This window comes from Belnapia mucosa (genome assembly GCF_016775475.1).
GTDB classification, from domain to species: domain Bacteria; phylum Pseudomonadota; class Alphaproteobacteria; order Acetobacterales; family Acetobacteraceae; genus Belnapia; species Belnapia mucosa.
Map to the genome: position 1 here is coordinate 138,020 of NZ_JAEUXJ010000001.1, position 26,024 is coordinate 164,043.

General features: G+C 70.9%; 27 protein-coding genes. 14 read left to right on the forward strand and 13 right to left on the reverse strand.

Annotation, left to right across the window (positions count from 1 at the left end; translation table 11 throughout):
• Positions 1 to 112: 112 nt before the first annotated feature.
• Entirely contained in the window at positions 113 to 1,057 is a 945-nt protein-coding gene (locus tag JMJ55_RS00655) for a DUF1835 domain-containing protein (protein ID WP_202823559.1), read from the forward strand.
• Positions 1,054 to 1,971 carry an isoaspartyl peptidase/L-asparaginase family protein gene (locus tag JMJ55_RS00660; RefSeq protein WP_202823560.1) on the forward strand — a complete coding sequence of 306 codons (918 nt, stop codon included), beginning with the start codon at positions 1,054 to 1,056 and terminating at the stop codon, positions 1,969 to 1,971. The genes JMJ55_RS00655 and JMJ55_RS00660 overlap by 4 nt, the downstream gene beginning before the upstream one ends.
• Positions 1,972 to 2,154: 183 nt before the next feature.
• Here the strand turns inward: JMJ55_RS00660 and JMJ55_RS00665 are convergent, their stop codons facing one another.
• Positions 2,155 to 2,496 (reverse strand): hypothetical protein, encoded by a 342-nt coding sequence (locus tag JMJ55_RS00665; RefSeq protein WP_202823561.1) that lies wholly within the window; start codon positions 2,494 to 2,496, stop codon positions 2,155 to 2,157.
• Between the two features lie 214 nt (positions 2,497 to 2,710).
• Here JMJ55_RS00665 and JMJ55_RS00670 point away from each other — a divergent pair, with 214 nt between their 5' ends.
• A complete protein-coding gene (locus JMJ55_RS00670) occupies positions 2,711 to 3,184 on the forward strand; it encodes a DUF1203 domain-containing protein (RefSeq protein ID WP_202823562.1) in 474 nt (157 codons plus the stop codon).
• On the opposite strand, the gene JMJ55_RS00675 is transcribed toward JMJ55_RS00670, so the two are convergent.
• Together JMJ55_RS00675 and JMJ55_RS00680 are read right to left on the reverse strand one after the other, a co-directional pair.
• Complete coding sequence (locus JMJ55_RS00675) at positions 3,185 to 5,050, reverse strand: ABC-F family ATP-binding cassette domain-containing protein (protein ID WP_202823563.1); 1,866 nt, start codon at positions 5,048 to 5,050, stop codon at positions 3,185 to 3,187. It abuts the gene before it with no gap.
• 44 nt (positions 5,051 to 5,094) lie between these two features.
• Positions 5,095 to 5,265: a hypothetical protein gene (locus JMJ55_RS00680; protein ID WP_202823564.1), complete on the reverse strand. Its 171-nt coding sequence runs from the start codon at positions 5,263 to 5,265 to the stop codon at positions 5,095 to 5,097.
• Between the two features lie 112 nt (positions 5,266 to 5,377).
• Here JMJ55_RS00680 and ndk point away from each other — a divergent pair, with 112 nt between their 5' ends.
• Entirely contained in the window at positions 5,378 to 5,800 is a 423-nt protein-coding gene (ndk, locus tag JMJ55_RS00685) for a nucleoside-diphosphate kinase (protein WP_202823565.1), read from the forward strand.
• A 140-nt stretch (positions 5,801 to 5,940) separates the two neighbouring features.
• Here ndk and JMJ55_RS00690 read toward each other — a convergent pair whose 3' ends face one another.
• From JMJ55_RS00690 to purM, 3 genes are read right to left on the reverse strand one after another with little or no spacing between them, the layout of a single operon-like run.
• Positions 5,941 to 6,099 carry a hypothetical protein gene (locus tag JMJ55_RS00690; RefSeq protein ID WP_202823566.1) on the reverse strand — a complete coding sequence of 53 codons (159 nt, stop codon included), beginning with the start codon at positions 6,097 to 6,099 and terminating at the stop codon, positions 5,941 to 5,943.
• 10 nt (positions 6,100 to 6,109) lie between these two features.
• Positions 6,110 to 6,769, reverse strand: coding sequence for a phosphoribosylglycinamide formyltransferase (gene purN / locus JMJ55_RS00695; protein WP_202823567.1), 660 nt, complete (start codon positions 6,767 to 6,769; stop codon positions 6,110 to 6,112).
• Complete coding sequence (gene purM / locus JMJ55_RS00700) at positions 6,766 to 7,839, reverse strand: phosphoribosylformylglycinamidine cyclo-ligase (RefSeq protein WP_202824303.1); 1,074 nt, start codon at positions 7,837 to 7,839, stop codon at positions 6,766 to 6,768. Before purM ends, purN begins: the two co-directional genes overlap by 4 nt.
• Before the next feature lie 99 nt (positions 7,840 to 7,938).
• Here purM and JMJ55_RS30780 point away from each other — a divergent pair, with 99 nt between their 5' ends.
• The 6 genes from JMJ55_RS30780 to JMJ55_RS00725 are packed head-to-tail and all read left to right on the forward strand — an operon-like array spanning position 7,939 to position 14,814.
• The gene (locus tag JMJ55_RS30780) at positions 7,939 to 8,619 is read left to right on the forward strand and encodes a hypothetical protein (protein WP_236033303.1); all 681 of its coding nucleotides are present in this window, start codon (positions 7,939 to 7,941) and stop codon (positions 8,617 to 8,619) included.
• A complete protein-coding gene (locus tag JMJ55_RS00705; protein ID WP_236033304.1) occupies positions 8,606 to 9,229 on the forward strand; it encodes a CDP-alcohol phosphatidyltransferase family protein in 624 nt (207 codons plus the stop codon). The genes JMJ55_RS30780 and JMJ55_RS00705 overlap by 14 nt, the downstream gene beginning before the upstream one ends.
• 5 nt (positions 9,230 to 9,234) lie before the next feature.
• Positions 9,235 to 10,386, forward strand: coding sequence for an AI-2E family transporter (locus JMJ55_RS00710; protein ID WP_202823569.1), 1,152 nt, complete (start codon positions 9,235 to 9,237; stop codon positions 10,384 to 10,386).
• Complete coding sequence (locus JMJ55_RS00715) at positions 10,386 to 11,129, forward strand: P-loop NTPase family protein (RefSeq protein ID WP_202823570.1); 744 nt, start codon at positions 10,386 to 10,388, stop codon at positions 11,127 to 11,129. Before JMJ55_RS00710 ends, JMJ55_RS00715 begins: the two co-directional genes overlap by 1 nt.
• Positions 11,130 to 11,138: 9 nt before the next feature.
• The gene (locus JMJ55_RS00720; RefSeq protein ID WP_202823571.1) at positions 11,139 to 13,313 is read left to right on the forward strand and encodes an RNA degradosome polyphosphate kinase; all 2,175 of its coding nucleotides are present in this window, start codon (positions 11,139 to 11,141) and stop codon (positions 13,311 to 13,313) included.
• Between the two features lie 4 nt (positions 13,314 to 13,317).
• Entirely contained in the window at positions 13,318 to 14,814 is a 1,497-nt protein-coding gene (locus JMJ55_RS00725) for a Ppx/GppA phosphatase family protein (RefSeq protein WP_202823572.1), read from the forward strand.
• Positions 14,815 to 14,822: 8 nt separating this feature from the next.
• On the opposite strand, the gene JMJ55_RS00730 is transcribed toward JMJ55_RS00725, so the two are convergent.
• The 3 genes from JMJ55_RS00730 to JMJ55_RS00740 form a co-directional block, all read right to left on the reverse strand.
• Positions 14,823 to 15,134 carry a hypothetical protein gene (locus JMJ55_RS00730; protein ID WP_202823573.1) on the reverse strand — a complete coding sequence of 104 codons (312 nt, stop codon included), beginning with the start codon at positions 15,132 to 15,134 and terminating at the stop codon, positions 14,823 to 14,825.
• 38 nt (positions 15,135 to 15,172) lie between these two features.
• Positions 15,173 to 16,138, reverse strand: a complete 966-nt coding sequence (locus JMJ55_RS00735; protein WP_202823574.1) for an N-carbamoyl-D-amino-acid hydrolase — start codon at positions 16,136 to 16,138, stop codon at positions 15,173 to 15,175.
• A gap of 63 nt (positions 16,139 to 16,201) precedes the next feature.
• The gene (locus JMJ55_RS00740; protein WP_202823575.1) at positions 16,202 to 17,434 is read right to left on the reverse strand and encodes an ABC transporter substrate-binding protein; all 1,233 of its coding nucleotides are present in this window, start codon (positions 17,432 to 17,434) and stop codon (positions 16,202 to 16,204) included.
• Positions 17,435 to 17,571: 137 nt separating this feature from the next.
• Between JMJ55_RS00740 and JMJ55_RS00745 the strand changes: the two genes are divergently transcribed.
• Positions 17,572 to 18,549 carry a Bug family tripartite tricarboxylate transporter substrate binding protein gene (locus JMJ55_RS00745; RefSeq protein WP_202823576.1) on the forward strand — a complete coding sequence of 326 codons (978 nt, stop codon included), beginning with the start codon at positions 17,572 to 17,574 and terminating at the stop codon, positions 18,547 to 18,549.
• Between the two features lie 3 nt (positions 18,550 to 18,552).
• Here JMJ55_RS00745 and JMJ55_RS00750 read toward each other — a convergent pair whose 3' ends face one another.
• Both JMJ55_RS00750 and JMJ55_RS00755 read right to left on the reverse strand, forming a co-directional pair.
• Positions 18,553 to 19,938: a dihydroorotase gene (locus JMJ55_RS00750; protein ID WP_202823577.1), complete on the reverse strand. Its 1,386-nt coding sequence runs from the start codon at positions 19,936 to 19,938 to the stop codon at positions 18,553 to 18,555.
• A gap of 35 nt (positions 19,939 to 19,973) precedes the next feature.
• Positions 19,974 to 20,885: a LysR family transcriptional regulator gene (locus tag JMJ55_RS00755; RefSeq protein ID WP_202823578.1), complete on the reverse strand. Its 912-nt coding sequence runs from the start codon at positions 20,883 to 20,885 to the stop codon at positions 19,974 to 19,976.
• Between the two features lie 120 nt (positions 20,886 to 21,005).
• Between JMJ55_RS00755 and JMJ55_RS00760 the strand changes: the two genes are divergently transcribed.
• From JMJ55_RS00760 to JMJ55_RS00770, 3 genes are read left to right on the forward strand one after another with little or no spacing between them, the layout of a single operon-like run.
• The gene (locus JMJ55_RS00760; protein ID WP_202823579.1) at positions 21,006 to 22,544 is read left to right on the forward strand and encodes an MmgE/PrpD family protein; all 1,539 of its coding nucleotides are present in this window, start codon (positions 21,006 to 21,008) and stop codon (positions 22,542 to 22,544) included.
• 4 nt (positions 22,545 to 22,548) lie between these two features.
• Positions 22,549 to 23,025 (forward strand): GNAT family N-acetyltransferase, encoded by a 477-nt coding sequence (locus tag JMJ55_RS00765; RefSeq protein WP_202823580.1) that lies wholly within the window; start codon positions 22,549 to 22,551, stop codon positions 23,023 to 23,025.
• Positions 23,022 to 24,155 carry a bifunctional 2-methylcitrate synthase/citrate synthase gene (locus JMJ55_RS00770; RefSeq protein WP_202823581.1) on the forward strand — a complete coding sequence of 378 codons (1,134 nt, stop codon included), beginning with the start codon at positions 23,022 to 23,024 and terminating at the stop codon, positions 24,153 to 24,155. The genes JMJ55_RS00765 and JMJ55_RS00770 overlap by 4 nt, the downstream gene beginning before the upstream one ends.
• A gap of 512 nt (positions 24,156 to 24,667) precedes the next feature.
• On the opposite strand, the gene JMJ55_RS00775 is transcribed toward JMJ55_RS00770, so the two are convergent.
• Together JMJ55_RS00775 and JMJ55_RS00780 are read right to left on the reverse strand one after the other, a co-directional pair.
• Positions 24,668 to 25,390, reverse strand: coding sequence for a hypothetical protein (locus JMJ55_RS00775; RefSeq protein ID WP_202823582.1), 723 nt, complete (start codon positions 25,388 to 25,390; stop codon positions 24,668 to 24,670).
• Positions 25,391 to 25,405: 15 nt separating this feature from the next.
• Positions 25,406 to 26,011, reverse strand: a complete 606-nt coding sequence (locus tag JMJ55_RS00780) for a nuclear transport factor 2 family protein (RefSeq protein WP_202823583.1) — start codon at positions 26,009 to 26,011, stop codon at positions 25,406 to 25,408.
• Between the last annotated feature and the right edge of the window lie 13 nt (positions 26,012 to 26,024).

The window sequence follows — 26,024 nt, forward strand, 5'->3', positions numbered from 1 at the left end:
GGGTGGGACTTCCATCGCATGCTTCGTAAAGATCGGCCCGCAAGCCGGCATGGGAGTGGAGGCGAGGCATGGCCTGCAGGCTGGGCGGCGGGAAATCCGGGATCGTGCCAGCATGGCAAGGATCCGGCCGGCGGTGACGCCGCTGCTGAACCTGCGCTGCGGGGATGATCTGCGCAGCCGCTTGCAAAGCGCCGGCATCGCCGGCGAGTATCTCTGCTTCGCCGATCCGGTCTGTGTCGGCCCGGCGCAGGATGATGGCGACCTGATGGCTTGGCTTGGAATGCGGGCGCGCTATGTCGCGCTGCATGCCTCGCAGGATCCCGCCGCGGTGCGGCTGCGGCTCGGCCGCGAATATGCCGCGTTGAATGGGCTGCACCGGCGCGAAGCAGTCTGGTTCTGGTTCGAGCATGATCTCTGGGACCAGGCGGCGCTGATCCGCATCCTGTCCCTGTTGGCCGAGAAGCGCCTCCTCCGCGGCAAGCTGCATCTGATGCCGGCCGATGGAGAGCGCACTTTCCCCGAGCTGACCGATGCCGAACTCGCGGCGTTGCAGCCGGTGCCGCTCTCGGATCTGCAGATCGAACAGGCGGCCGAAGCCTGGGCTGCCTTTGCTTCGCCCGATCCGCGGGGGCTGGATGCTTTCAGCCGACGGGAGCTGGCCTTGCCCTTCCTCGCCGCCGCGCTGCGCAGGCATCTGCGCGACCTGCCCTGGACGACGGATGGACTCGGCGAGACGGAGCGGCGCGTGCTGCGCGCCATCGCCGAGGGGGCCGTCGAGGAGGGGGCGGTGTTCCGCATCCTCCGCAACTCCGACCGCGTCTTCCATGTCACCGACCTGATCGTGCGGGAGGTGATCGGCCGGCTGCGCCAGGGCCCCAACCGCCTGCTCATGCGCGAGAATCCGCTGCGGCCGACGCCGCGGGGCGCCGCCGTTCTGGCGGGCACCGACCGGTTCCGGCCGCCGCCACGCTTCCATGCCGGCGCGCATGTGCTGCCGGACCCGCCCTGGTTCTGGGATCCCGCCCAGGCCGCCGCCATCCAGGGACCCAAGGCATGAGCTTTACCCTGCTGATCCATGGCGGCGCCGGCACCATCCGGCGCGAGGAGATGTCGCCCGGCCGCGAGGCCGAGCACCGTGCGGCGCTCGCCGAGGCGCTGGCGGCCGGCGGCGCGGTGCTGGCCGGGGGCGGCGCCGCGCTCGATGCGGTGGAGGCCGCGGTGCGGGTGCTGGAGGATTGCCCTCTCTTCAATGCCGGGCGCGGCGCGACCTTCACCGCGGCCGGCACGATCGAGATGGACGCGGCGGTGATGGACGGGACGGAGGGCCGGGCCGGCGCCGTCGCGGGCGTACAGCGCATCCGCAACCCGATCGGGGCGGCGCGGGTGGTGATGGAGCGGACGCCGCATGTGCTGCTGATCGGCGCCGCCGCGGATGACTTCGCCGCCGGGGAGGGGCTGGAGCTGGCGCCGCCCGAGTATTTCCGGACCGAGCATCGCCGGGCGCAGCTCGACGCGGCGCGGGCGGCGCAGCGCGTGGCGCTCGACCACGACATGCCCTCGCGCATGGGCACGGTCGGCGCCGTGGCGCGCGATTCGGCGGGGCGGCTGGCGGCCGCGACCTCGACCGGCGGGATGACCAATAAGCGCGCAGGCCGCGTCGGCGACAGCCCGCTGATCGGGGCCGGCACCTGGGCCGATGGCACGGTCGCGGTGAGCTGCACCGGCGTCGGCGAGGCCTTCATCCGCTGTGCCGCGGCGCATGAGCTCTCGGCCCTGATGCGGCATCGCGGCCTGGGGGTGGAGGCGGCGGCGCGGCTGGTGGCGGAGGAATTGGTGCCGGCGCGGGGCGGCAGCGGCGGGCTGATCGCGGTGGATGCGGAAGGCCGGCCCGGCATCGCCTTCGGCACGGCGGGGATGTATCGCGGCACCCTCAGGGCGGGGGCCGAGCCGGAGATCGGAATCTACCGCTAGACCCCGTTCACCTGCGCATTGCGCAGGTGAACGGGGTCTAGCTTGTTGTTTGGTCGCATTTTCCGAGCCGTCTGGCGTACACGCCGGACTTGAAAATGCTCCAGATACGACGAACCCGGGGAGGCGGACCTCCCCGGGTTCGGGCAGCCCCTTCGCAGGGGGGAGTGCGAAGGGGCGTCAGCCTCAGCTGCGCGGGGCGCCGACGCCGAGGCTGGCCAGGCCGCTAGCCTGCGGCTGGAGGTTATAAACCACCTCCGGGCCGCCGCCGGCATTGCCGCCGACGATGGTGCCGGCCTGGGCCGGGAAGCTGTTCACCGCGCCATAAGTATAGGTGCGGTTCTGCGCGCCGCCGCTGATGGAGACCTGGGCGCCACCGAGAATATTGTTGGTCGGAACGGACGGATAGACCACCTCGGGGCCGCCACCGCCATTGCCGCCGACCAGAACCGGGCCTTCCTGGGCCAGAACAGCGCCCGTCGCGCCAAGGCCGATCACGGAGGCAAGAAGAAGAGTGCGGAACATCATCTAGTCCTTTTCTTGTGGGGCAGCCTCGTGTGCTGCCGTCGGGGGGATAGATGGACCGCATGGCTCCGCTTGGCCAATGCGCGTGGTGCATACCGATGATTTGCGAAATGGATGGTGCGGGAGCGACAAGCCGCCCCAGGGTCGCGGATGCGAGAGCAACGACCGGAAGGCGCGGAGCTTTGCCGGGACCGAGGATGTGGGGAAGGAGGCCCGCATGACCCGGTTCCGTTGCACGCCCATCCCCACCGAGACCGCTGCCCGCTGGCGTGCCACCGGCCAGGACGACCGCGGCGAGGCGCTGCATCGCCGCACCGTGGACGGGCCGGGCTTCCCCTGCCGCCATTGCCTGGGCCTCGGCGAGCCGGGCGAGGAGATGCTGCTCGGCAGCTATGCCCTGCCGCATCCGCAGGGCGTCTATTGGACGCCGAGCCCGATCTTTCTCCATGTCCGCGACTGCGCGCGCTTCGTGGCCGAGGACGAGATCGCGCCCATCGTCCTGGCCAATCCCATCGTCTCCGTCCGCGCCTATGACGCGGCGGAGCTGTGCCTCTACGATCTGGGAGCGATCAGCGCCGGAGGTGAGGTCGCACCGCTGCTGGACCGGGCGCTCGCTGATCCGCGCACACGCTTCGTCAACATCCACACCGCCCGGCCGGGCTGCCTGCTGACGGCGGTGGAGCGGCTGTAGTCAGGCCGCCTCCACCTTCTCCTGCAGCTCCAGCCACTCCGCCTCGAGCCCCGGCAGGATCTTGCCGATGGCTGCGCGGCGGGCGGTGGCGCGATTGATCAGCTCCGTCTTGTTGTTGGCATAGAGGCGGGGATCGGCCAGGGCCTTGTCGATCACCTTGGCCTCGTCCTCCAGCCGGGCGATCTGCGCCTCGATCTGCTTCAGGCGTTCCTTCAGCGGGGCGAGGGCGGTGCGGTTCTCGGCCCGGCCGCGCCGCTCCGACTGGCGTGGCGCCGAGGCTGGCTCGCTCCGCGAGGCCCGCTTTCCGCCGCCGAGCAGGGCGCGGTAATCGTCGAGGTCACCGTCGAAGGGCGTCACCTTGCCGTCGCCGACCAGCCAGAGCCGATCCGCCACCAGTTCCACCAGATGCGGGTCGTGGCTGATGAGGATGACGGCGCCGTTGTAGTCCGCCAGCGCCTTCACCAGCGCATCGCGGGCATCGATGTCGAGATGGTTGGTCGGCTCGTCGAGGATGAGGAGCTGCGGCGCCTCCCGCGTGCAGAGGGCGAGCAGCAGCCGCGCCTTCTCGCCACCCGAACACGCAGAAATCTTCGTCGTCGCCCGCTCCACATCGAGGCCGAAGCGGGCGAGCTGCGAGCGGCATTGGGTGACGGTCGCGCGCGGCATCGCCGCCTGCATATGGGAGAGCGGCGTGCCCTCCATGTCGAGCTCGTCCGTCTGGTGCTGGGCGAAATAGCCGATCTTCAGCTTGGGGGAGCGGAATTCCCGCCCGCCCATGAGGCTCAGCCGCCCGGCGAACAGCTTCGCCAGCGTGGACTTGCCGTTGCCGTTGGCGCCGAGCAGGGCGATGCGGTCGTCCTGGTCGAGCCGGAGGTCGAGGCCACGCAGCACCACGCGCCCGTCATAGCCGATGCTGCCGCCGGAGATGGAGAGCACGGGCGGCGCCAGCTCGACCGGCTCGGGGAAGGAGAAGCGCGTGGCGTGGTCCTCGACCACGCTCTCGATCGCCGGCATCCGCTCCAGCGCCTTGATGCGCGACTGCGCCTGGCGGGCCTTGCTCGCCTTGGCGCGGAAGCGGTCGATGAAGCTCTGGATATGCGCCCGTTCGGCCGCGAGCTTCTCGTTCATCGCCGCCTGCTGCGCCTGGCGCTCGGCGCGGACGCGGACGAAATTGTCGAAGGCGCCCGGGTAGAGCGTCAGCTTGCCGCGGTCGAGATGGGCGATGGCGTCGACGCAGCGTTCCAGCAGGCCGCGGTCATGGCTGACGATGATGGCGGCGCCGGAGAAGCGCTGCAGCCAGCCCTCCAGCCACATCGTCGCCTCGAGGTCGAGATGGTTGGTCGGCTCGTCGAGCAGCAGCAGGTCCGGCTCCAGGAACAACACCCGGGCGAGAGCCACGCGCATCCGCCAGCCGCCGGAGAATTCGGTGCTCGGCCGCTCCTGCGCCGCGGCATCGAAGCCGAGGCCCGCCAGGATGGTCGCGGCGCGGGAGGGCGCGCTATCGGCCTGAATGGCGATCAGCCGCTCATGGATCTCGGCCATGCGGTGCGGCTCGGGATGGCTCTCGGCCTCGGCCAGCAGCGCGGCCCGTTCGGTATCGGCGGCCAGCACCGTTTCCAGCAGGCTCTCAGGGCCACCCGGCGCCTCCTGCGCCACATGGCCCATCCGGGCCCGCTGGGCGAGGCGGATCTCCCCGCCATCCGGCTGGATCTCGCCGGTGATCGCCTTCAGCAGGGTGGACTTGCCAGCACCGTTGCGGCCGACCAGCCCGACCTTGCGGCCAGGATCGACGGCGAGGTCGGCGGCCTCCAGCAGGGCGCGGCCGGCGATGCGGAGGGTGAGGTCGCGAATGGCGAGCACGGTCATGCGCGCCTTCTACCGCCGCCCCGGCCCTCCGTCACGCATCGCCGCTAGCTGGGCTGGCCCTCGGTTTCCGCCTCGGGCGGGGAGGGCGGCTTCGGGGCCGGCTCACCGGTCCATTCGTCGGAGACCATGCCCTGCTGGCTGCTCACGAGGTCGATATCGGCCTGGCTGGGCGGGCGGGGGATATGGGGTTTCTTGGGTGCGTCGTCCTGGGCCATGCCGTGATGCTCCTGTTCCAGAGGGGCCAACGCAGGGCAGGGGGCCGGGTTGGGCTTGCATCCGCGCCGTCGCCCGCCTATCCCGCCGCCACCGTCACGAAGGGATGCCACCATGGCCGTCGAGCGCACGCTTTCCATCATCAAGCCGGATGCCACCCGCCGGAACCTGACCGGCAAGATCAACGCCAAGTTCGAGGAAGCGGGCCTCCGCATCGTCGGCCAGAAGCGCCTGCAGCTCAGCGAGGCCCAGGCCGGCGCCTTCTACGCCGTCCATAAGGAGCGGCCCTTCTACAAGGACCTGGTCAGCTTCATGATCAGCGGCCCGGTGGTGGTGCAGGTGCTGGAAGGCGAGAACGCGGTGGCCAAGAACCGCGAGATCATGGGCGCCACCAACCCGGCCAATGCCGCGCCGGGCACCATCCGCAAGGAATTCGCCGAGAGCATCGAGGCGAACAGCGTGCATGGCTCGGACAGCGCCGAGAATGCCGCGACGGAGATCGCCTTCTTCTTCGCCGGCACCGAAATCGTCGGCTGAGGCGATAGGAGCCGGCCGCTGGACCATGATCCGCGATTCAAGGACCGCGGATCATGGTCTAAGCTTTTGTTGGGTCGCATGATTCACGCCTTTGGCCGTTCCAGCCTTCGGCGATCATGCTCTGGGCCGGCCCTGCTACCCTAGGCGACGAAGACCAGCAGCCCGAGCAGGAGCAGCACCGTGGCCACGATGGTCCAGGTGGCAACCTGCACGAAGCCGTCCCAGCTCGCCTGCCGCTCGGCCAGCAACTGCTGGTTGTCGGTCGCCGCGAAGTCGTAATGCTGCTGATGTTCGGCCACGGTCCGGTCCTCATGCACTCTGGGTTTGGGGTGTAGAAAGCGGCAACGGGCTCGGCAAGGGGTTGGCGAGCACGGCCGAGCCAGGCGGCCAGCTCACCTCTCCCCCGGCCGCCAGCCGCAGCGCCGCCGGATAGATCCGGTGCTCCTGCGTCAGCACCCGGGCGCCGAGGCTTTCCTCGGTATCCTCCGGCAGCACCGGCACCGCCGCCTGGGCCAGGATCGGGCCGGCATCCATCTCCTCGGTCACCCAATGCACCGTGCAGCCATGCAGCCGCGCCCCGGCGGCAAGCGCCCGCGCATGCGTATCGAGCCCTGGGAAGGCCGGCAGCAGGCTCGGATGGATATTCAGCATCCGCCCGGCCCAACGCCCGACGAGGTAGGGCGTCAGCAGCCGCATATAGCCGGCGAGGCAGATCAGCTCGATCCCATGCGCCTCCAGCGCCACCTGCACCGCTGCCTCATGCGCGGCGCGGTCGCGGCCGAAGGGGCGGCTCTCGACCACCGCGGTCGGCACCCCGGCCGCGGCCGCCAGCGCCAGCCCGCCCGCATCCGCCCGGTTGGACAGCACCAGGGCGATCTCGGCCGGGAAGTCCGCGGCGCGCGCCGCCTCCAGCAGCGCCACCATGTTGGAGCCGCGGCCGGAGATCAGGATGGCGGTCCGGCGTCTCACCGTGGCCAGGACTCCGGCAGGTTGTCGATCCGCACCTGCGCCTCGCCGCTGCCGGCCTCCAGCCTGCCGATGCGGAAGACCGTCTCGCCGGTGCCCTCCAGCAGGGCGGTCGCCTCGGCCACCGCCTCTGGCGCGACCACCACCACCATGCCGATCCCGCAATTGAAGACGCGCAGCATCTCCTCCGGAGCGACATTGCCGGTGCGAGCCAGCCAGCCGAAGACGGGCGGCACGGTCCAGGCCCCGGCATCGACCACCGCCGCGACGCCTCCCGGCAGCACGCGCGGCAGGTTGCCCGGCAGCCCGCCGCCGGTGATATGCGCTGCCGCCTTCAGCAGCCCGGCCCGGTGCAGGGCGAGCAGCGACTTCACATAGATTCGCGTCGGCGCCAGCAGCGCCTCGCCCAGCGTCCCGCCGCCGAAGGGGGAGGGGGCATCGAGCCCGATCCCGCCCGCCGCGACCACGCGCCGCACCAGGGAGAAGCCGTTGGAATGCACCCCGGCGCTGCCGAGGCCGAGCAGCACGTCGCCAGGGCCCACATCCGGTCGCGGCAGCAGCGCCCCACGCTCGGCGGCACCGACCGAGAAGCCGGCGAGGTCGTAATCCTCGGCGGCATACATCCCCGGCATCTCCGCCGTCTCGCCGCCGACGAGCGCGCAGCCGGCCTGGCGGCAGCCCTCGGCGATGCCGGAGATCACCGACCGTGCCTGCTCCAGCCGGAGCTTGCCGGTCGCGAAATAGTCGAGGAAGAACAGCGGCTCGGCGCCCTGCACCACCAGGTCGTTCACGCACATGGCGACCAGGTCGATGCCGACCGTGCCATGCAGCCCGGCATCGAGGGCGACGCGCAACTTGGTGCCGACGCCATCGGTGGAACTGACCAGCACCGGGTCGGCGAATCCGGCCGCCTTCAGGTCGAACAGCGCGCCGAAGCCGCCGAGGCCGCCCATGGTGCCGGCCCGGTTGGTGGACTTGGCCATCGGCTTGATCGCCTCGACCAGCGCATCGCCGGCATCGATATCCACCCCGGCATCACGGTAGGTCAGGCTGGTCTGGGGGGAACTGGTCAGGTCGGCCTCCGATCGGCTAAGGGGAGTTCGCGGCGTTCTAGCGCGCCTTGGCCGGCGCGTCCCGCCTGGCCATCACGGAACAGGCAGGAGATCGGCGGAATGCTGGGCAGCGTCGGGCGCTCGGGTTGCGGCATGGCCTTCCTCGCATGGCTGCTTGGCGCCGTGCCAGCCGCCGCGCAAGCCCCCTTGCCGCTGGCGGCCGAGGCGCCGCCGATCAACTTGGTCCAGCGCGGCGTCCCGGCCGAGGCGACGGCCGAGAACGGCGTGCTGGCGCGGGAGAGGGCGCTGGCCGCGGGCCGCCGCGCCGCCTGGGAGCGGGCCCTGTCGGAAGCGGGGCTGCCGCTGACCAACCTCTCCGACCAGCGGATCGAGGACATGGTCCGCTCCATCACCATCGAGCAGGAACGACCCTCACCGACCCGCTACAGCGGCCGCATCACCGTGGTCTTCGACCCCAACCGGGTGCGGTCGGCGCTGGGCGGCAGCGTGAACGTGCCAGGGGCGGCGCCGCCGCCGGTCGCCGCCGGCGCCCCGGCCTCGAATTGGCTGGAGGCCGTCGCCATCTATCGCTCCATGGGTGAATGGCTCGAACTCCAGAGGCGGCTCCGGGGCGCATCCCCGGTCGCCTCGGTCGATATCCAGGGCATCGCGGTGGATGCCGCGCGGCTGCGGATCGGGCTGCGCGCGCCGCCGGCCGAGGCCGCGGCGGCGCTCGCCGCGCTCGGCATCGCGCTGGAAGCGGCGGGCCCGTCCTGGCGGCTGGGCCTTGCCGGGGGCTGAGGACCGGGATGCCCCGAGGGGGGAGTCCATCGGCTCGCCCGAGCCGGCGCCGCCGCATGTGCTCGTCACCCTGCCGAATCTCATCACCCTGGCGCGGCTCTGCGCCGTGCCGGCCACGATCTGGCTGATCCTGCATCACCGGCTGGACCTCGCCTTCTATGTCTTCGTCGGCGCCGGCATCTCGGACGGCATCGATGGCTGGCTCGCCCGGGTGACCAATGCCCGGAGCGCACTCGGCGCCATGCTGGATCCGGTGGCGGACAAGGCGCTGCTCGTCTCGGTCTATGTGACCCTGGCCGGGATCGGGGAACTGCCGGACTGGCTCGCCCTGATGGTGGTGTTCCGCGACCTGCTGATCGTGGGCGGGGTGCTGGTGCTCTGGGTGCTCGGCCAGCCGCCACGAATCCGCCCGCTCCTGGTCTCGAAGCTGAATACCTGCCTGCAGATCGCGCTGGCGGCCCTGGCGCTGCTGATCGCCGGCTTCGGCCTGGCGATGGGTGGGCTGCTCTGGGCGATGATCTGGGCGGTGGCGGTGACGACGCTCGCCTCCGGCATCGCCTATGTGGTCTCGACCCTGCACTGGACGCATCACCCAGGGCCGGAGCGGTGAACCAGATGCCGCCGCAGCCGCCCATCCCGGCCCGGCCCGAGGGCAGCCTGCCGGCTGCCCCGCGCCCGCGTGTCCCGCCACCGGTCTCCACCCGGGCGCAGCGGGCAGCGCTGGCCGGCGGCGTGGTGGGCGGGTTGGCCTTCGCCTTCTGGATCTTCGCGCCGATCCTGACGCCCTTCGTGCTGGCCGCGGTCATCGCCTATTTCCTCGACCCGCCGGCGACGCGGCTGACCCGGATCGGCATCCCGCGCGGCTTCTCCGCCCTGCTGATGATCCTGGCGCTGGTGGCGCTCGCCCTGCTCGGCGTGCTGCTGCTCTATCCGCTGCTGATCGCGCAGGTCACCGTGCTGCTCCAGCGCCTGCCGAGCTATGTGCTCGGCATCGGCCAAGCGGTGCGGGATGCGCTGAACGCGCTTTCGGAACGGCTCGGCCCGGATGTCTTCGACCAGCGGCTGCAGGATCTGGCGGTGGGGCAGGCGGGGGCGATCATCTCCTATCTCGGCACCTCGCTGGCGCGGATGATCAGCGGCGGCATTGCCCTCTTTAGCGTCTTCACGCTGGTGACGGTCACGCCGGTCGTCGCCTTCTACATGCTGCGCGACTGGCCGCGGATGATCCGCCGCATCGATGCCTGGCTGCCGCGCCGCTCGGCGGCGACGCTCCGTCAGCTCGCCCGCGACACCGACCGGGTGCTCTCGGCCTGGCTGCGCGGGCAGCTGCTCTGCTGCGCCCTGCTCTGCGTCTACTATGCCGCGGCACTCTCGGCGGCGGGCCTTGAACTGGGGCTGAGCGTCGGGCTGATGTCCGGCATCCTCTCCTTCATCCCCTATATCGGCTCCATCACCGGCCTCATCACCGCGCTGGCCCTGGCGCTGGCGCAATACGGCACCTGGAACGGGGTGCTGCTGGTGCTCGGCATCTTCGTCGCCGGCCAGGTGATCGAGGGCTATGTGATCTATCCGCGGCTGCTCGGCGACCGGGTGGAGCTGCATGCGGTCTGGGTGATCTTCGCCCTCTTCGCCGGCGGTGTCGCCTTCGGCTTCCTCGGCGTGCTGCTGGCGGTGCCGCTGGCGGCGGTGATCGGCGTCATCGCCCGCTACTGGCTGCGCCGCTACATCGAAAGCCCCCTCTATCTCGACCCGCCGCGCACCGGGTGATGATCGAGGCCGCCCCCGCCGGCCGGCAGCTCATCCTGCCCCTGCCGCCGATCCACCGCTACGAACTCAACGCGCTGCTGACCGATGCCAGCAATGCCGAGGCGCTGGCCTGGCTGCGCCGGCCGGAGGGTTGGCCGCAGGGGCGGCTCGCCCTGTTCGGCCCGGCCGCCACCGGCAAGACGCATATGCTGCAAGGCCTGGCAGCGGCGCGCGGCTGGCCGGTGTTGGAAGGGCCGAGCCTCCGCGGCCTGCCGGAGGTGCCGCCCGGCCCCGGCCTCGGCCTCGACGATGCCGATTGCGCGGCGGAGGAGCGGGCGCTGCTGCACCTGCTGAATCTCTGCGCCGAGCGCGGCCAGCTGGTGCTGCTCGCAGGGCGGGAGGCGCCGGCGCGCTGGCCGGTGGCGCTGCCCGATCTCCGCAGCCGGCTGCGTGCCATGCCCGCGGTCGGCATCCGCCCGCCCGGGGATGCGCTGCTGGCCGCCCTGCTGCGGCGGGACTTCGCCCGCCGCCAGCTGCGGGTGGAGGAAGGGGTGCAGGCCTGGCTGCTGGCGCGCCTGCCACGTGAGGCGGCGGCGGTGGCCGAGGCGGCGGCGCGGCTGGATCGGGCCGCGCTGGCGGCCGGCGGACGGGTGACCCGCGCCCTGGCGCGGTCGGTGCTGGCCGAATTGCCGGGCTTCGGTTCGGATGACGAATCCATGGCATTGGCGGAGCCAGACTGCCCGGGGCCCCCAAGCCTGCTGTAGGGTGGCCGCATGAGCCTCGCCGAGACCCGCACCCCGACCGACACCGGCCTGGAGCACGCTCCGGACCGCTTCATCAACCGCGAGCTGTCCTGGCTCGACTTCAACACACGGGTGTTGGAGGAGGCGGGCAATACCGGGCACCCGCTGCTGGAGCGGCTGCGCTTCGTCGCCATCTCAGCCGCCAATCTCGACGAATTCTATTCGGTCCGGGTCGCCGGGCTGATCGGCCAGGAACGGGCGGGCATCACCAGCCGCTCGCCGGATGGCCGCACGCCCCCGCAACAGCTGGCCGCCATCCATGACCGGGCGGAGGTGCTGATCGAGGCGCAGCAGGCGGAATGGCGGCAGCTCCGCGCCCTGTTGCGGGAGGCGGGACTCGTCGTCTGCGGGATCGAGGAGCTGACCGAGGCAGACCGCAATTGGCTGGACGGCTGGTTCATGGAACGGGTCTTCCCGGTGCTCACGCCGCTGGCGGTGGACCCGGCGCATCCCTTCCCCTTCATCCAGAATCTCGCCGCCTGCATGGTCCTGAAGCTGGTGCGGGAGGAGGATGGCGGGACGATGCGCGCCCTGCTGCCGCTGCCCTCGCAGACCGAGCGCTTCATCCGCCTGCCGAAGGTCGAGGGCGAGACGGCGATCCGCTTCCTGCTGCTCGAGGATCTGATCGAGCTCAGCCTACGCCGCGTCTTCCCCGGCTTCATCCCGGCCGAGCACGGGCTGTTCCGCCTGATCCGCGACACCGATGTGGAATTCGAGGAAGAGGCCGAGGATCTGGTCCGCAGCTACGAGACGGCACTGAAGCGCCGCCGACGCGGCCGCGCCATCCGCCTCTCCGTCACCTCGGCGACGCCGTCCGATATCGTCGATTTCGTGATCGAGGAGCTGGATGCCGAACGCAGCGGCGTCTTCGTGGTGGACGGGCTGCTCGGTCTTGATGACCTGCGTCAGCTGATCGTGGACGACCGGCCGGACCTGCTCTTCACCCCCTATACGCCGCGCTTCCCGGAGCGGATCCTGGACTACGGCGGGGACTGCTTCGCCGCCATCCGCGCCAAGGACATCGTCGTCCACCACCCCTATGAGAGCTTCGACGTGGTGGTGCAGTTCCTCCGCCAGGCGGCGCGGGACCCGAATGTGGTCGCCATCAAGCAGACCCTCTACCGTACCAGCCGCGACAGCCCGATCGCCCGCGCCCTGATCGAGGCGGCGGAGGCAGGCAAGAACGTCACCGGCATCGTCGAGATCAAGGCCCGGTTCGACGAGGAGCGGAACATCGCCCTCGCGCGGGAGCTGGAGGCGGCCGGCGTCCAGGTCGTCTTCGGCTTCGTCGAGCTGAAGACGCATGCCAAGATGTCGCTGGTGGTGCGGCGGGAGGCTGGGGCGCTCCGCTCCTACGCGCATTTCGGGACCGGCAACTACCACCCGATCACGGCGCGCATCTATACCGACCTCTCCTTCTTCACCGCCGACCCAGCGCTGACCGGCGATGCGGCGCGCCTGTTTAATTACATGACCGGCTATGCCCGGCCGGACCGGATGGAGGGGCTGGCCTTCGCCCCGCTGACCATCCGCCCGACCCTGCTCGGCCTGATCGAGCAGGAGCGGCGCTTCGCCGAGGAGGGGAAGCCGGCCGGCATCTGGCTGAAGATGAACAGCTTGGTCGATGAGCAGCTGATCGACGCGCTCTACGCCGCGTCTCGCGCCGGCGTGAAGGTGGATTGCGTCGTGCGCGGCATCTGCTGCCTGCGTCCCGGCGTTCCCGGCCTTTCGGAGAATATCCGGGTGAAGTCCATCGTCGGCCGTTTCCTCGAACACTCCCGCATCTATGCCTTTGGCAATGGCCACCGGATGCCCTCGCGCCGGGCGCGGGTGTTCATCTCCTCGGCCGATTGGATGGCGCGCAACATGGACTGGCGGGTCGAGACCATGGTGCCGGTCGAGAATCCGACCGTGCATGCCCAGATCCTCGACCAGATCATGGTGGTGAACCTGAAGGACACGGCGCAGAGCTGGGAGCTGAATGCGGACGGCGCTTGGCGCCGCCTCGCCCGCGGGGTGCAACCGGTCTCGGCGCATGAGTATTTCATGACCAACCCCTCCCTCTCGGGCCGGGGCAGCGCCTTGCAGCGCAGCGCCCGCGCGGCGGCGCGCAAGCCACGCCCCGACCGCATCGCCCAGGACTGACCGCGTGCCCGATATCCGTTCCATCCCCCTCGCGCCCCGTTGCGGCGTCGTCGATCTTGGATCGAATTCCGTCCGCCTTGTCGTCTTCGAGGGGCGGGGGCGGAACCCGCAGGCGATCTTCAACGAGAAGGCCGTGCTTGGGCTCGGCCGGGGGCTGCAGACGACCGGCCGGCTGAACGACGACGCCATCGGCCCCGCGCTGACCGTGCTGACGCGCTACCATGCCGTGGCGCATGCCATGCATGCCGACCCGCTGGAGGTGGTGGCGACAGCCGCGGTGCGCGATGCGGAAAACGGCCCCGCCTTCGTCGCCGCCATGCAGGAGAGGATTCCCGGCCTCCGCATCCGCATCCTGACCGGGGAGGAGGAGGCGAGGCTGTCGGCCGATGGCGTGCTGCTCGGCTTCCCTGGGGCGGATGGCATCCTCGGCGATCTCGGCGGCGGCAGCCTGGAGGTGGTGCGGCTGACGGAGGGCCGGGTGATGCGCGCCGCCTCCCTCCCGATCGGCGCCATCCGCCTGGCCGAGCGCGCCGGCGGCGAGGTGGCCCGGGCGCGGGCCATCGCCGAGGCGGAACTCGCCAAACATTCCTGGTTGGCCGAGGGCGGCGGGCGCGACCTCTATCTGGTCGGCGGCGCCTGGCGGGCCCTGGCGCGGATGCATATGGCGCAGACCGGCTATCCGCTGGCGATCGTCCACCACTACGTGCTGCGGCGGGAGGAGGCGCGGGACCTTGCCGGCGTCGTCATGGCCGCTTCCCGGCGAGTGCTGGAGCGGATGCCGGGCGCGCCGCAGAAGCGGCTGGGCGACATGCCTTTCGCCGCCGTCGCCATGCGCCGCCTGCTGCGGGCGACGGGCGCGGCGCGGGTGGTCTTCTCGGCGAACGGGCTGCGCGAGGGCTGGTATTCCCGCCTGCTGCCCGCGGAGGTCCGGGCGGAGGACCCGATGCTGGCCGCGGCGCGCGAACTGGCCACCGCCTGGGGCCGTGACCCGCAACTGCCGCCGGCGCTGATCGCCTGGACCGACCCTATCTTCCCCGAACAGGATCCGGCGACCCGGGCGCTGCGGGAATCGGCCTGCTGGGTCTCCGATATCGGCAGCCACGACCACCCGGAATACCGGGCGGAACAGGCCTTCCTGCGGGTGCTGCGCCAGCATGGCGCCGGGCTCGACCACCATGCGCGGGCCTTCCTCGGCCTCTGCGCCGCCCTGCGGTATGAGGCGGAGCCGGTCGCGCCCTATCTCGCCCCGACCCGGGCGCTGCTGGATGTGCCGACCTTCCGCCGGGCGGAGGCGCTGGGGGCGGCGCTGCGGCTGGCCTATACGCTCTGCGGCGGCACGCCGGCCCTGCTGGCCGGCACGCGGCTGGAACGGCAGGGCAGCCGGCTGGTGCTGCGCCTGGCCGAGGGCACCGGCGTCTTCGCCGGGGAGAGCGTGCTGCGGCGGGTGGAACAGCTCGGCGCGGTGCTGGGGCTGGAGGCGGTGGTGGAGGTCGCGGGGTAACCGCCGCGCTACCGCTGCGTGTTCTGGTTGAGCCCCGGCTGCATGCCGGCATTGCCGGTGCCGATCCGTCCCGCTTCCTCCGGCCGTCCTACATCCGGCCGGAGCGAGCTGCGGTCCGACTCCAGCGGCAGGACCTGGGCCGGGGGCACCACCGCCGGGGCCTCCCGCGCCGCCTCGGCCCGGTCCACCACGCGATCCCGCTGCGTCTCCTGGTTCAACTGGCGCGAGGCACGCTCGGCCGGCGTCTGCGCCAGCGCCGGGTTGGCGAGGAACAGGGCGGCGAACAGGGCGGCGAGGAGAAGCAGGGAAGGGTGGGGCATGCCGGGCTTAGCGCCCGGCATTCGGTTCGGTTCCGGCGCTACCGCTCGCCCGGCCGCCATTCGGGTGGGGCGACGCTGCCGGTCTGCGCGGTGATGCGGCCATAGGCCTCGGTGCGGCGGTGCTTCTCGAAATTGAAGATGGTGCTGCGTCCCAGGGCGCACATGCCGAGGTCGCAATCGGCGACGATCAGTTCGTCGCCCCAGCTTGTGGCCTGGGCCATGATCTCGCCCTGCGGGTTGACGATGATGGAATGGCCGAACAGCTCATGCCCGTCCTCGTCGCCCGCCTTGGCGACGCCGGCGGCGAAGCAGGCATTCTGGTAGCAGCCGGCCTGGATGGAGAGATGGCTGTGGAAGACGCGCAGATGATGCGCCTCGAAGCCGCGATTCTCCATGTTCAGGCTCGGCGTGTTGTAGCCGAGCATGACCAGCTCGACCTGCTGCAGGCCGAGGACGCGCCAGGCCTCCGGCCAGCGGCGGTCGTTGCAGATCATCATGCCGATATTGACCGAGGTTTCGCCGACCGGGGCGCGGACGACGGGGAAGCCGAGATTGCCGACCTCGAAATAGCGCTTCTCCAGATGCTGCACCGTCCGCGTCGGTTCGTATTCCGCATGCCCCGGCAGGTGGACCTTGCGGTATTTCAGCACCACCTCGCCCGAGGGATGGACATAGACGGCGGTGTTGAAGCGGTGGCCGTCCGGCGTGCGCTCGGCATAGCCGAGATGGAAGCCGATATTGAACTTCCGCGCCGCCTCAAAGAGCGGGGCGGTGGCGTTGGAGGGGAGGGCGGTCTCGTACCAGTGGTCCGCCTCCGCCAGGTCCTCGTGGTACCAGCGCGGGAAGAAGGTGGTGAGCGCGAGCTCGGGGAAGACCACCACCTCGGCACCGCGCCGGTGCGCCGTCTCCATCAGCCGGACCATGCGGCCGACCGCGACATCGCGCCCCTCGGCCTTCTGGATGGGGCCCATCTGGGCGGCGGCGAGGACGAGGCGGCGGGACATGGGCGGGCTCCGGCGGGTGGCGCGGCAGTGGTCGCACCCGCCGTCCCGCTTTTCAAGCCATGGTCAGGCCCTGACGAAGGGGCAGCCGCCCTCGGCGAGCGGCCGGAAGGCCTCGTCGCCCGCCGTGGTCTGCAGCAGCTTGTAGTAGTCGAAGGGGCCGCGGCTCTCCTCCGGCTTCTTGACCTCGAACAGGTAAGCCGGGTGCAGCTTGCGGCCATCGGCCCGGATGGTGCCGGGGCCGAAGCAGTCGTCGTCGCAGGGCATCGCCTTCATCCGCGCTACCGTCTCGGCGCCGCTCACCTTGGCTGCCGCCACGCCCATATCGGCCACAGCCTTCAGGTAATGAAGCACGGCTGCGTAGCCGCCCGCATGGTTCATGCAGAGGGCGTTGTTGCCGATATTCGGCCGGACGCGCGCGGAGAAGGCGCGGGTTCGGTCGTTCAGGTCCCAGTAGAAGGTCTCGGTGCAGATGAGCCCCTGTGAGGTGCCGAGGCCGAGCGCATGCACATCCGGCAGGAACATCAACAGGGAGGCGAGCTTGATGCCGCGCCGGGCCAGGCCGAATTCCGAGGCCTGCTTGATGCAGTTGATGGTGTCGGAGCCGGCATTGGCCAGGCCGATCACCTTCGGCTTCGCCGCCATCGCCTGCACCAGGTAGGAGCTGAAATCGGTGGTGCCGGGGAAGGGGGTGCGGACGGAGCCGATGATGCTGCCGCCCGCGCCCTTGACGAAGGTGCCGGTATCCCGCTCCAGCGCATGGCCGAAGGCGTAGTCGGCGGTGATGAAGTACCAGCTGTCGCCGCCCGCCCGCACCGTAGCGCCGCCGGTCGACCTCGCCAGCATCCAAGTGTCGTAGGTCCAGTGGACCGTGTTGGGCGAGCATTTCGGCCCGGTGAGGTCGGAGGTGGCGGAGGAGGTGTTGAGGAAGACCTTGTTCTTCTCCCGCACGACCTCGTTCGCCGCCAGCGCTACCGATGAGGCGCCGCCATCCACCACGACATCGACGCCGTCTCGGTCGAACCACTGGCGGGTGACGTTGGAGCCGACATCAGCGCGGTTCTGGTTGTCGGCGAAGACCACCTCGATGTTGAAGCCGCGATTGCTGAATTCGGCGGCGGCCTGGCGGATGCAGGCCAGCTCGGTCGGCCCGGTCACGTCGCGGTAGGTGCCGGAGAAGTCGCAGAGCAGGGCGATGCGGATGGTATTGGCGGCCTGCGCGCGGGCGCTGCGCCAGGGCAGGCCGCCGGCGGACAGCGCGGCGCCCGCGCCCAGCAGGGCACGTCGAGTGGTTGTCATGGTTGTTGTCCTCCCGGGCTGCGTTTGCCGCCGCCTGCGGGAAGGCTACACCGTTCCGCTTTCTGTCTGCCAGCGCATAAGCCCCGATGACAGGGGGTGCCGCATGCGGCATGTCACCAGGCCAAGGAGGAATGCCCATGCCGCTTACCCGCCGCGCCGCCCTCGCGCTCGCCGCCGCGCCGCTCGCCGCCCCCGCCCTGGCGCAATCCGCCGGCGACTTCCCCAACCGCCCTCTACGGATGGTCATTCCCTTCCCGCCGGGCGGCGGCAGCGACATCCTCGGCCGGCTGCTGGCGCAGCGGATCGGCGATGCGATCGGCCAGCCGGTGGTGCCGGAGAACCGCTCGGGCGCCGGGGGCAATATCGGCACCGATGCCGTCGCCAAGGCGCCGCCCGATGGCTACACGCTGGTGACGGTGTTCAACACCATCGTGGTGAACCAATTCGTCTTCCGCTCCATGCCCTTCGACCTGAAGCGGGACCTGGCGCCGATCGCCCGCGTGGCGCTGGCGCCGACCGTCATCGCCGGCGGGCCGAAGCTGAAGGCGCGCGACCTGGCCGAAGTCGTGGCCATCTCCCGCGCCCAGCCGGGGCTGCTGAACCATGGGACGCCGGGGCTCGGCACCATCACCCATGTCTCGGCCGAGCTGATGGACAGCATGTCCGGCGGCAAGCTGACCCATGTGCATTACCGCGGCACCGGCCCGGCCGTGACCGCCTGCGTGGCGGGCGAGGTGGAGCTGGTCTCCGCCCCCTGGTCGGCGGTGGAGGGGCTGGTGAAGGGCGGCCAGCTCCGGGCGCTGGGCAACCTCGCGGCGCAGGACAGCCCGTTGATGCCGGGCGTCCCAACGGTGGCGCAGGCGGCTGGGCTGCCCGGCTATGCGGTGGATAATTGGGGCGCCGTGCTGGCCCCGGCCGGCGTGCCGCCCGCCATCCTGGCGAAGATCAGCGAGGCGGTGCGGCAGGCGGTGGATACGCCGGAAGGCAAGGCTGCCATGGCCGCGCGCGGCATCGAAGCCGCCTGGGCGGATGGGCCGACCCTTGCGCGCATCATTGAGGAAGACGGTGCGCGCTGGGAGCCGGTGATCCGCAAGGCCGATATCCGGGTGGAGTAGGATCTACTCCCCCAGATAGGTCTCCTGGTGCTGCCGCGGCACGAAGCGGCCGGCGCCGGGCCGCGCCAGCACCGTCTCCCCGTCCCAGATGCAGGCGCCGCGCAGCCAGGTGGCGGCGACGCGGGCCCGCATGGACCGCCCGTGATAGGGCGACCAGCGGGCATCCTCCCGGTCGCGGATACTGGACTCGTCGAAGGTGAACTCGCCGCGCTCCAGCACCAGCAGGTCGGCATCGGCGCCGATGCGGATGGCGCCCTTCTTCGGCGCCAGGCCATGGAAGCGGGCCGGGCGTTCGGCGCAGTAGCGGGCCATCAGCGTCACCGGCAGGCCGCGCTCCTCCAGCAGGGTGAAGATCAGCGGGGCGAAGCTCTGCAGCCCCGTGAGGCCGGCGCCGGGGGCGAAGATGTCACCCTTGTAGACCTTCCGCTCCCGCGGCCAGGGCGCGTGGTCGGTCGAGACATAGGCGATGCTGCCGGCGGCGAAGGCGCCCCACATCCGTTCCACCTCGGCGGCGGTGCGGAAGGGCGGGTTGCACTTCCCGAAGCCTTCCAGCCGGACCAGGTCCTCCTCGGTCATGCAGAGATACTGGATGCAGGCCTCGCCGCTGGTCTTCGCGCCCTGGCGGCGGAACAGCTCCGCCAGCTCGAACCCGCGGGCCAGCGAGGAATGGGCGATATGGACATGGCAGCCCGTCTCCAGCGCCATCTCGAAGATCTCGAGATCGGCCATGCTCTCGGCCAGCGGCGGGCGGGTGCGGCAATGCATGATGGGGTCGGTGCGGCCGGTGGCCTTCGCCTCCTCGGTCAGGCGCTGCACCAGCTCCTGGTCCTCGTTGTGGATGGCGCACATCAGGCCGGTCTTGGCGATCTCGCGGAAGGCGGCGAGCATGGTCGGGTGGTCGATGCGCGGGAAGCGGACCGCATCATATTCATAGGTCGAGAGCTTGAAGGAGCAGACGCCCGCCTCGGCCAGGCCGGCGATGGCCTCGACCCCGCCCGCCTTGGTGATGGTGCCATAGAGCGCCATGTCCACATGGCTGGTGGCCTCCACCACCGCCACCTTCTCCCGCAGGATTCCGGCATCGGTGACGGGGCGCGGCACGTCATAGGGCATGTCGACGCAGGTGGTGACGCCGCCGGCCGCGGCCGACATCGACGCCCCCTCGATCCCCGGCCAGCCGGTGCTGCTGCTGGTATGCATATGCCCATCGACCAGGCCGGGCAGCACCAGCTTGCCGGAGTAGTCGGCAGTGGCTGCGGCGGGCGGCGGCGCGCCCTGGCCGATGGCGGCGATCGCCTCGCCACGGATGGCGACATAGCCCCCGGGCAGCACCGCATCGGGCAGCACGATGTCGCCGAGGATGACGCGGTCGAAGGGGCTCTGGTCCATGCTGCGGGCGTCCCTGGAGTCGTGAAGCGGGGAGGCTAGGCCGCATCCCCGGCCGCCGGAAAGGCCCCGCGCGCGACGAGGATCGCCGCCCGCGCCGCCTCCGTCTCCCGCTCGCCGTTCCAGACCAGCGCCACGCCGACCGACCCCACCGGCCCCGCCAGCGCGCGGAAGGCGACTCCCGGCGGCCGCAGCACCGCCATCCCCGAACTCACCAGCGCCACGCCGAGGCCCGCGGCGACGAAGGCAAGCTGCGCCATCGCACTCCCGACCTCGCGCATGGCGACGGGCTCGAACCCCGCCTCGCGGCAGGCGGTCACCTGACGATCGAAATAGGCCGGGCTGATGGAGCGCGGCAGCAGCACCAGCGCCTCGCCAGCGAGGGCGGCCAGCGGCAGCGGCTCCGCGTCGGCCAGCAGCGCATGCCCCTCCGGCAGCGCCGCCACCAGCGCATCCGAGCCGAGCGGCAGCACCCGGAGCGGCGGCCGGTCCCGGTCCAGCCGGGCGAGGGCGAAATCCACCTCGCCCCGCCGCAGCGCCTCGACGGCATCGGCGGTGTCCATCTCCCGCACCGCCAGCGCGCTGTCGGGCGCCGCCGCTCGCAGCCCCCGCACCAGCGGCGGCAGGTAGTCGAACAGCGCCGAGGTGACGCAGGCCATCGCCATCGGCGCATGCCGCCCCGCACGCAGCTCCCGCGCCAGGCTCTCCACCTGCTTCGCCTCCTCGGCCAGGCGGCGGAGGATCGGCAGCAAGGCCTCGCCCTCCCGCGTCGGCCGGGCACCCTTCCGCGTGCGTTCGAGCAGGCGCACGCCGAGCTCCGCCTCCAGCGCCTGGATCTGTGCCGTCAGCGGCGGCTGCGAGACGCCGAGCCGCGCGGCCGCCCGGCCGAAATGCCCCTCCTCGGCGACGGCGAGGAAATGCCCCATGCGGCGCAGGATGCGGAAATCCATCGTCCCTAACGACCCTCGATCCGAAAATCCTATCGTCCTTGCGGCTCAATCGGAATGGACGAAGATGCGCGGCGGGGGGACAAAGCAGCCCTCACCATCCAGGGCCGGGGAAGACCGCCGATGCAGAAACACGAAGTGAAGCTCTATCCGTCCAAGGCGCTGCTGAAGCGCGAGGACCAGTTGGCCTGGAAGATCGCCGGCGTCGCCGCCGACAAGGTCGCGGTCGAGAAGGACGTGGCCGGGATGATCATCAACCGGATCATCGACAACGCCTCGGTCGCCATCGCCGCCATCAACCGCCGTCCCGTCACCTCCGCCCGGACCATGGCCCTCGGCCATCCGCGGAAGGGCGGCGCCACGATCTTCGGCGCCGGCGCCAACAAGCGCTTTTCCCCCGAATGGGCGGCCTGGGCAAACGGCACGGCGGTGCGCGAGCTCGACATGCACGACACCTTCCTGGCCGCCGACTACTCCCACCCCGGCGACAACATCCCCCCCATCCTGGCCGTCGCCCAGACCATGGAGAAGTCCGGCCGAGACCTGATCCGTGGCCTCGCCACCGGCTACGAGATCCAGATCGACCTGGTGAAGGCGATCTGCCTGCACGAGCACAAGGTGGACCACATCGCCCATCTCTGCCCCTCGGCCGCGGCTGGCATCGGCACCCTGCTGAAGCTGCCGCAGGAGACGATCTACCAGGCGGTGCAGCAGGCGCTGCACGTCTCGATCTCCTTCCGCCAGAGCCGCAAGGGCGAGATCTCCTCCTGGAAGGCCTTCGCCCCGGCCCATGCCGGCAAGCTGGCGGTCGAGGCCGTGGACCGCGCCATGCGCGGCGAGGGCGCGCCGAGCCCGATCTACGAGGGTGAGGACAGCGTCATCGGCTGGGTGCTCTCCGGCCGCACCGTGGCCGACAAGGAGGGCCGCGAGGCCGCCTACCAGCCGGTCTACTACGAGGTGCCGCTGCCCGGCGCCGGCGAGCCGAAGCGCGCCATCCTCGACAGCTACACCAAGGAGCACTCGGCCGAGTACCAGTCCCAGGCGCTGATCGACCTCGCCTTCCGCATGCGGGAGAAGATCAGCGACTTCGACGCGATCGAGCGGATCCTGATCCACACCTCCCACCACACCCACTACGTCATCGGCACCGGCGCCAACGACCCGCAGAAGATGGACCCGAAGGCGAGCCGGGAGACCCTCGACCACTCCATCATGTACATCTTCGCCGTCGCCCTGCAGGACGGGCGCTGGCACCACGTGGACAGCTACGCGCCGAAGCGGGCCGGCCGCGCCGACACCGTCCGCCTCTGGCACAAGATCGAGACGCGGGAGGAGGCGGAGTGGACCCGCCGCTACCACTCGCGCGACCCGAACGAGCTGTCCTTCGGCGGCCGTGTCGAGATCACCATGAAGGACGGCTCGGTGCTGACCGACGAGCTGGCCGTGGCCAATGCCCACCCGCTCGGCGCCAGGCCCTTCGGCCGGGCGGACTATATCAACAAGTTCCAGATCCTGACCGACGGCCTGATCTCGGCGCGGGAGAGCAACCGCTTCCTCGCCGATGTGCAGGACCTGGCCCGCATCCCGGCCGGGGAGCTGCACGTCCTCAACGTCGCCCTGCCCAACGGCGCGCTGGCCGAGGGCAAGCCCGGGATCTTCTAGGCCGATGACCGTCCTCCGTCCCGGCACGCCGGCCGATGCGCCGGCGCTGGTCGCCATCCAACGGGCCGCGCTCGATGCGGCGCTGCCCGGCCTGGCGCGGCCCTGGACGGAGGCCGAGACGCTCGCCTGGTTCGCCGGCGAGTTGCTGGCCCGCCACCGCGTCTTCGTCGCGGAACAGGCGGGCCAGCCGGTCGGCACCCTCGCCCAGGATGGGGCGGAGGTGCTGCACCTCCATGTGGTGCCAGTCCTGCATCGCAGGGGCATCGGCACCATGTTGACCGAGACGGCGAAGGCCGCCGCGCCGGGCGGCCTTCGCCTCGCCTGCTTCCGGCGCAACCGAGCCGCGCTCGCTTTCTATGAGCGGTGCGGCTTCCGGCCCATCGCCTGCCGCGACGCCACGGCCAATGCGGAAGGGGAGGAGGATGTGATCCTCGCCTGGACCCCGCCGCCACTCATCACACGCGAAGGAGAGAGCGCATGAGCGAAGCTACCCCCGAGATCAAGAAGGGCCTGGTCGGCGTCTATGCCGATGTCTCGACCATCTCCAAGGTGATGCCGGAGACCAACAGCCTCACCTATCGCGGCTATGCCGTGCAGGACCTCTGCGAGAATTGCAGCTTCGAGGAGGTCGCCTACCTCCTCTGGAACGGGGAGCTGCCGAACCGGGATCAGCTCGCCGAGTTCAAGGCGATCGAGGCGGCCGAGCGCGAGATCAGCCCGGCGCTGCACCGGGTCATCAAGGACTTCCCCCGCGACGCCCATCCAATGGACGCCATCCGCACCGCCGTCTCCTTCATGGGGATGGAGGATCCGGAGAGCGCCGATGTCAGCGAGGCGGCCACCCGCCGCAAGGCGATCCGCCTGCTGGCGAAGATCCCGACCGCCATCGCCGCCGCGCACCGCGCCTCGAAGGGCCTGATGCCGGTGATGCCGGATCCGAGCCACTCCTTCGGTGAGAACTTCTTTAACCTCGTCTTCGGCAAGGTGCCGCAGCCCGAGGTGCTGAAGGCCTTCGACGTCTCGCTCATCCTCTATGCCGAGCACACCTTCAACGCCTCGACCTATACGGCGCGGCTGGTGACCTCGACCGGGGCGGATATCCACGGCGCCATCACCGCCGGCATTGCGGCGCTGAAGGGCCCGCTGCACGGCGGCGCCAACGAAGCCGTGATGCATATGCTGAAGGAGATCGGCAGCCCGGAGCAGGCGGCGGACTGGCTGGAGGGCAAGTTCGATCACAAGGCGCTGGTGATGGGCTTCGGCCACCGCGTCTACAAGTCGGGCGACAGCCGCGTCCCGACGATGACCAAATACGCCGAGAAGATGGCCGAGGTGGTCGGCGACCGGCGCTGGATGGAGACCTCCCGCGTGCTGGCGGAGAAGATGCTCAAGGTGAAGAACATCCACCCGAACCTCGATTTCCCGGCCGGCCCCGCCTACTACCTGATGGGCTTCGACATCCCGCTCTTCACGCCGATCTTCGTCGCCGCGCGCATCACCGGCTGGGCGGCGCATGTGATCGAGCAGGCGGCGGACAACCGCCTCATCCGCCCGCTCTCGCACTACACCGGGCCGGAGCAGCGCCCGGTGCCGTCGCTGGATCAGCGCTGAGCACCAGCGCCGACGCATCTCCGCTGCGCTGACACGCGGCCGCCGGAGCGATCCGGCGGCCGTTCGCGTCTCCGCTGCGTGCATAAAAGCGCGTGTTCGATGCGGATTCTGTTGACACGATGGTTGCGTGTGCAGATAGCGTGATTCGCGCGCACGATGTTGCACGCGATTCGCTTGCAGTGCGGTCACTGCGACGAAGCGCATACTGGGATTGGCGACAGCGTGCCGCGGCAGGGAAGGACGGTCCATGGACCGCGGGCAGGACGGTATGGCGGCCGAAGATCGTGCCGCATATGTCGCGCCGGAGCAGGGCGAAGTCTCGACGCTCGATGCCGGATATGCGGAAGGCGGCAGCAGGATGTGGCAGATGCCCGTCGGTCGCCTCTCACCGCGTGTTGCACGCCGGACCAGGACTGCGGCAGCCATGGCTCGGCGCGACATCGGATCCGCTCGCCATGGTCATCGCACCGCCGACCCTGCTGCCAACAGGGCGCCGCGCCCCCGCGCTGCCCCTACGACACCGGAATGCGCAAGGAGATCCCTACGATGACCGATACGCCTGAAACCCCTGCTGCCACCCGCGCCCAGCCGATGGCCGCCGCGACGCCGCGCCGCACTGCGAAGAAGCCCGCGACCGCGCGTAGCCGCGCCGCCGCGGCGAAGAAGCCGGCAGCCCGTAAGGCTGCGCCGAAGAAGGCCGTGGCCGCGAAGAAGGCCGCGCCGAAGCGCGCGACCGCCGCGGCCCGCAAGCCGGCGGCGAAGAAGGCCGCGCCGAAGCGCGCTGCCGCGACCACCCGCAAGCCGGCGGCGAAGAAGGCTGCGCCGAAGCGCGCCGCCGCGACCACCCGCAAGCCGGCGGCGAAGAAGGCCGCGCCGAAGCGCGCCGCCGCGACCACCCGCAAGCCGGCGGCGAAGAAGGCCGCGCCGAAGCGCGCGACCGCCACCGCCCGCAAGCCGGCCGCACGGAAGGCTGCCGCCGCGCCGAAGCGCGCGACCGCCGCCCGCAAGCCCGCTGCGAAGAAGGCCGCCGCGCCGAAGCGCGCGACGGCCACCAGCCGCGCGACCGCCAGCAGCAGCGCCCGTTCGGAGGCCGCGAAGAAGGCCGCCGCGACGCGCGCCGCGAAGAAGGCCGCTGCGATGAACACCACCTCGGCGCCGCCGGCCGCGCCGGTCGAGGCCGAGACCCCAGCGACCTGATCGTCGAACTCGGGTGACGAAAGGGCGCCGCTCCGCAAGGGGCGGCGCCTTCTTCATGCGCCGTGCGGCTCGCCCGCCAGCCAGCGCGCGCCGCGGGCATAAAGAGCCTCGACCTCCGGCCCCTTCAGCCCCGGCATGTCGGTTTTCACCGCATAGCCGATCCCGGTCTGCAGATAGGCGAGATGCCGGTAGCCCTCCGGGAAGCGCGCCAGCAGCGCCGGGTCGAGCGCGAGCCGCGCCGCCGGATCCACCGGGTCCATCCGGTCCTTCTCATAGATCGGCTGGCGCAGCACCACGCCCCAGCGTCCCTCCCGCTTCTCGAGGAAGTCGTAGAAGCGGCCGGTGCAGACCACATCGACCAGCACGCCATGCACCTCGGCGCGCTGGCTGATGGTCATCTTGGTCTGGCTGATGGCGCGGGTCCCGGCGAGGTCGGCGCTGTGGCCACCGAGAAAGTGCAGGATGGACACGCCGCGGGCCCAGCCCGCCTTGCTCGCCGCGATGAACTCCGCCGCCGGCGCCTGGCACCAGGTGGCCATCATGTAGCCATCCGCATGCCAGCAGGTGGCGAAGCGGTCCCAGTCGCCGGCATCGCGCCAGACCGCCCAATTCTCCACCAGCGCCCGGATCGCCAGGCGGTCGGCTTGCTCCTCGGTCATGCTCGGCGTCCCC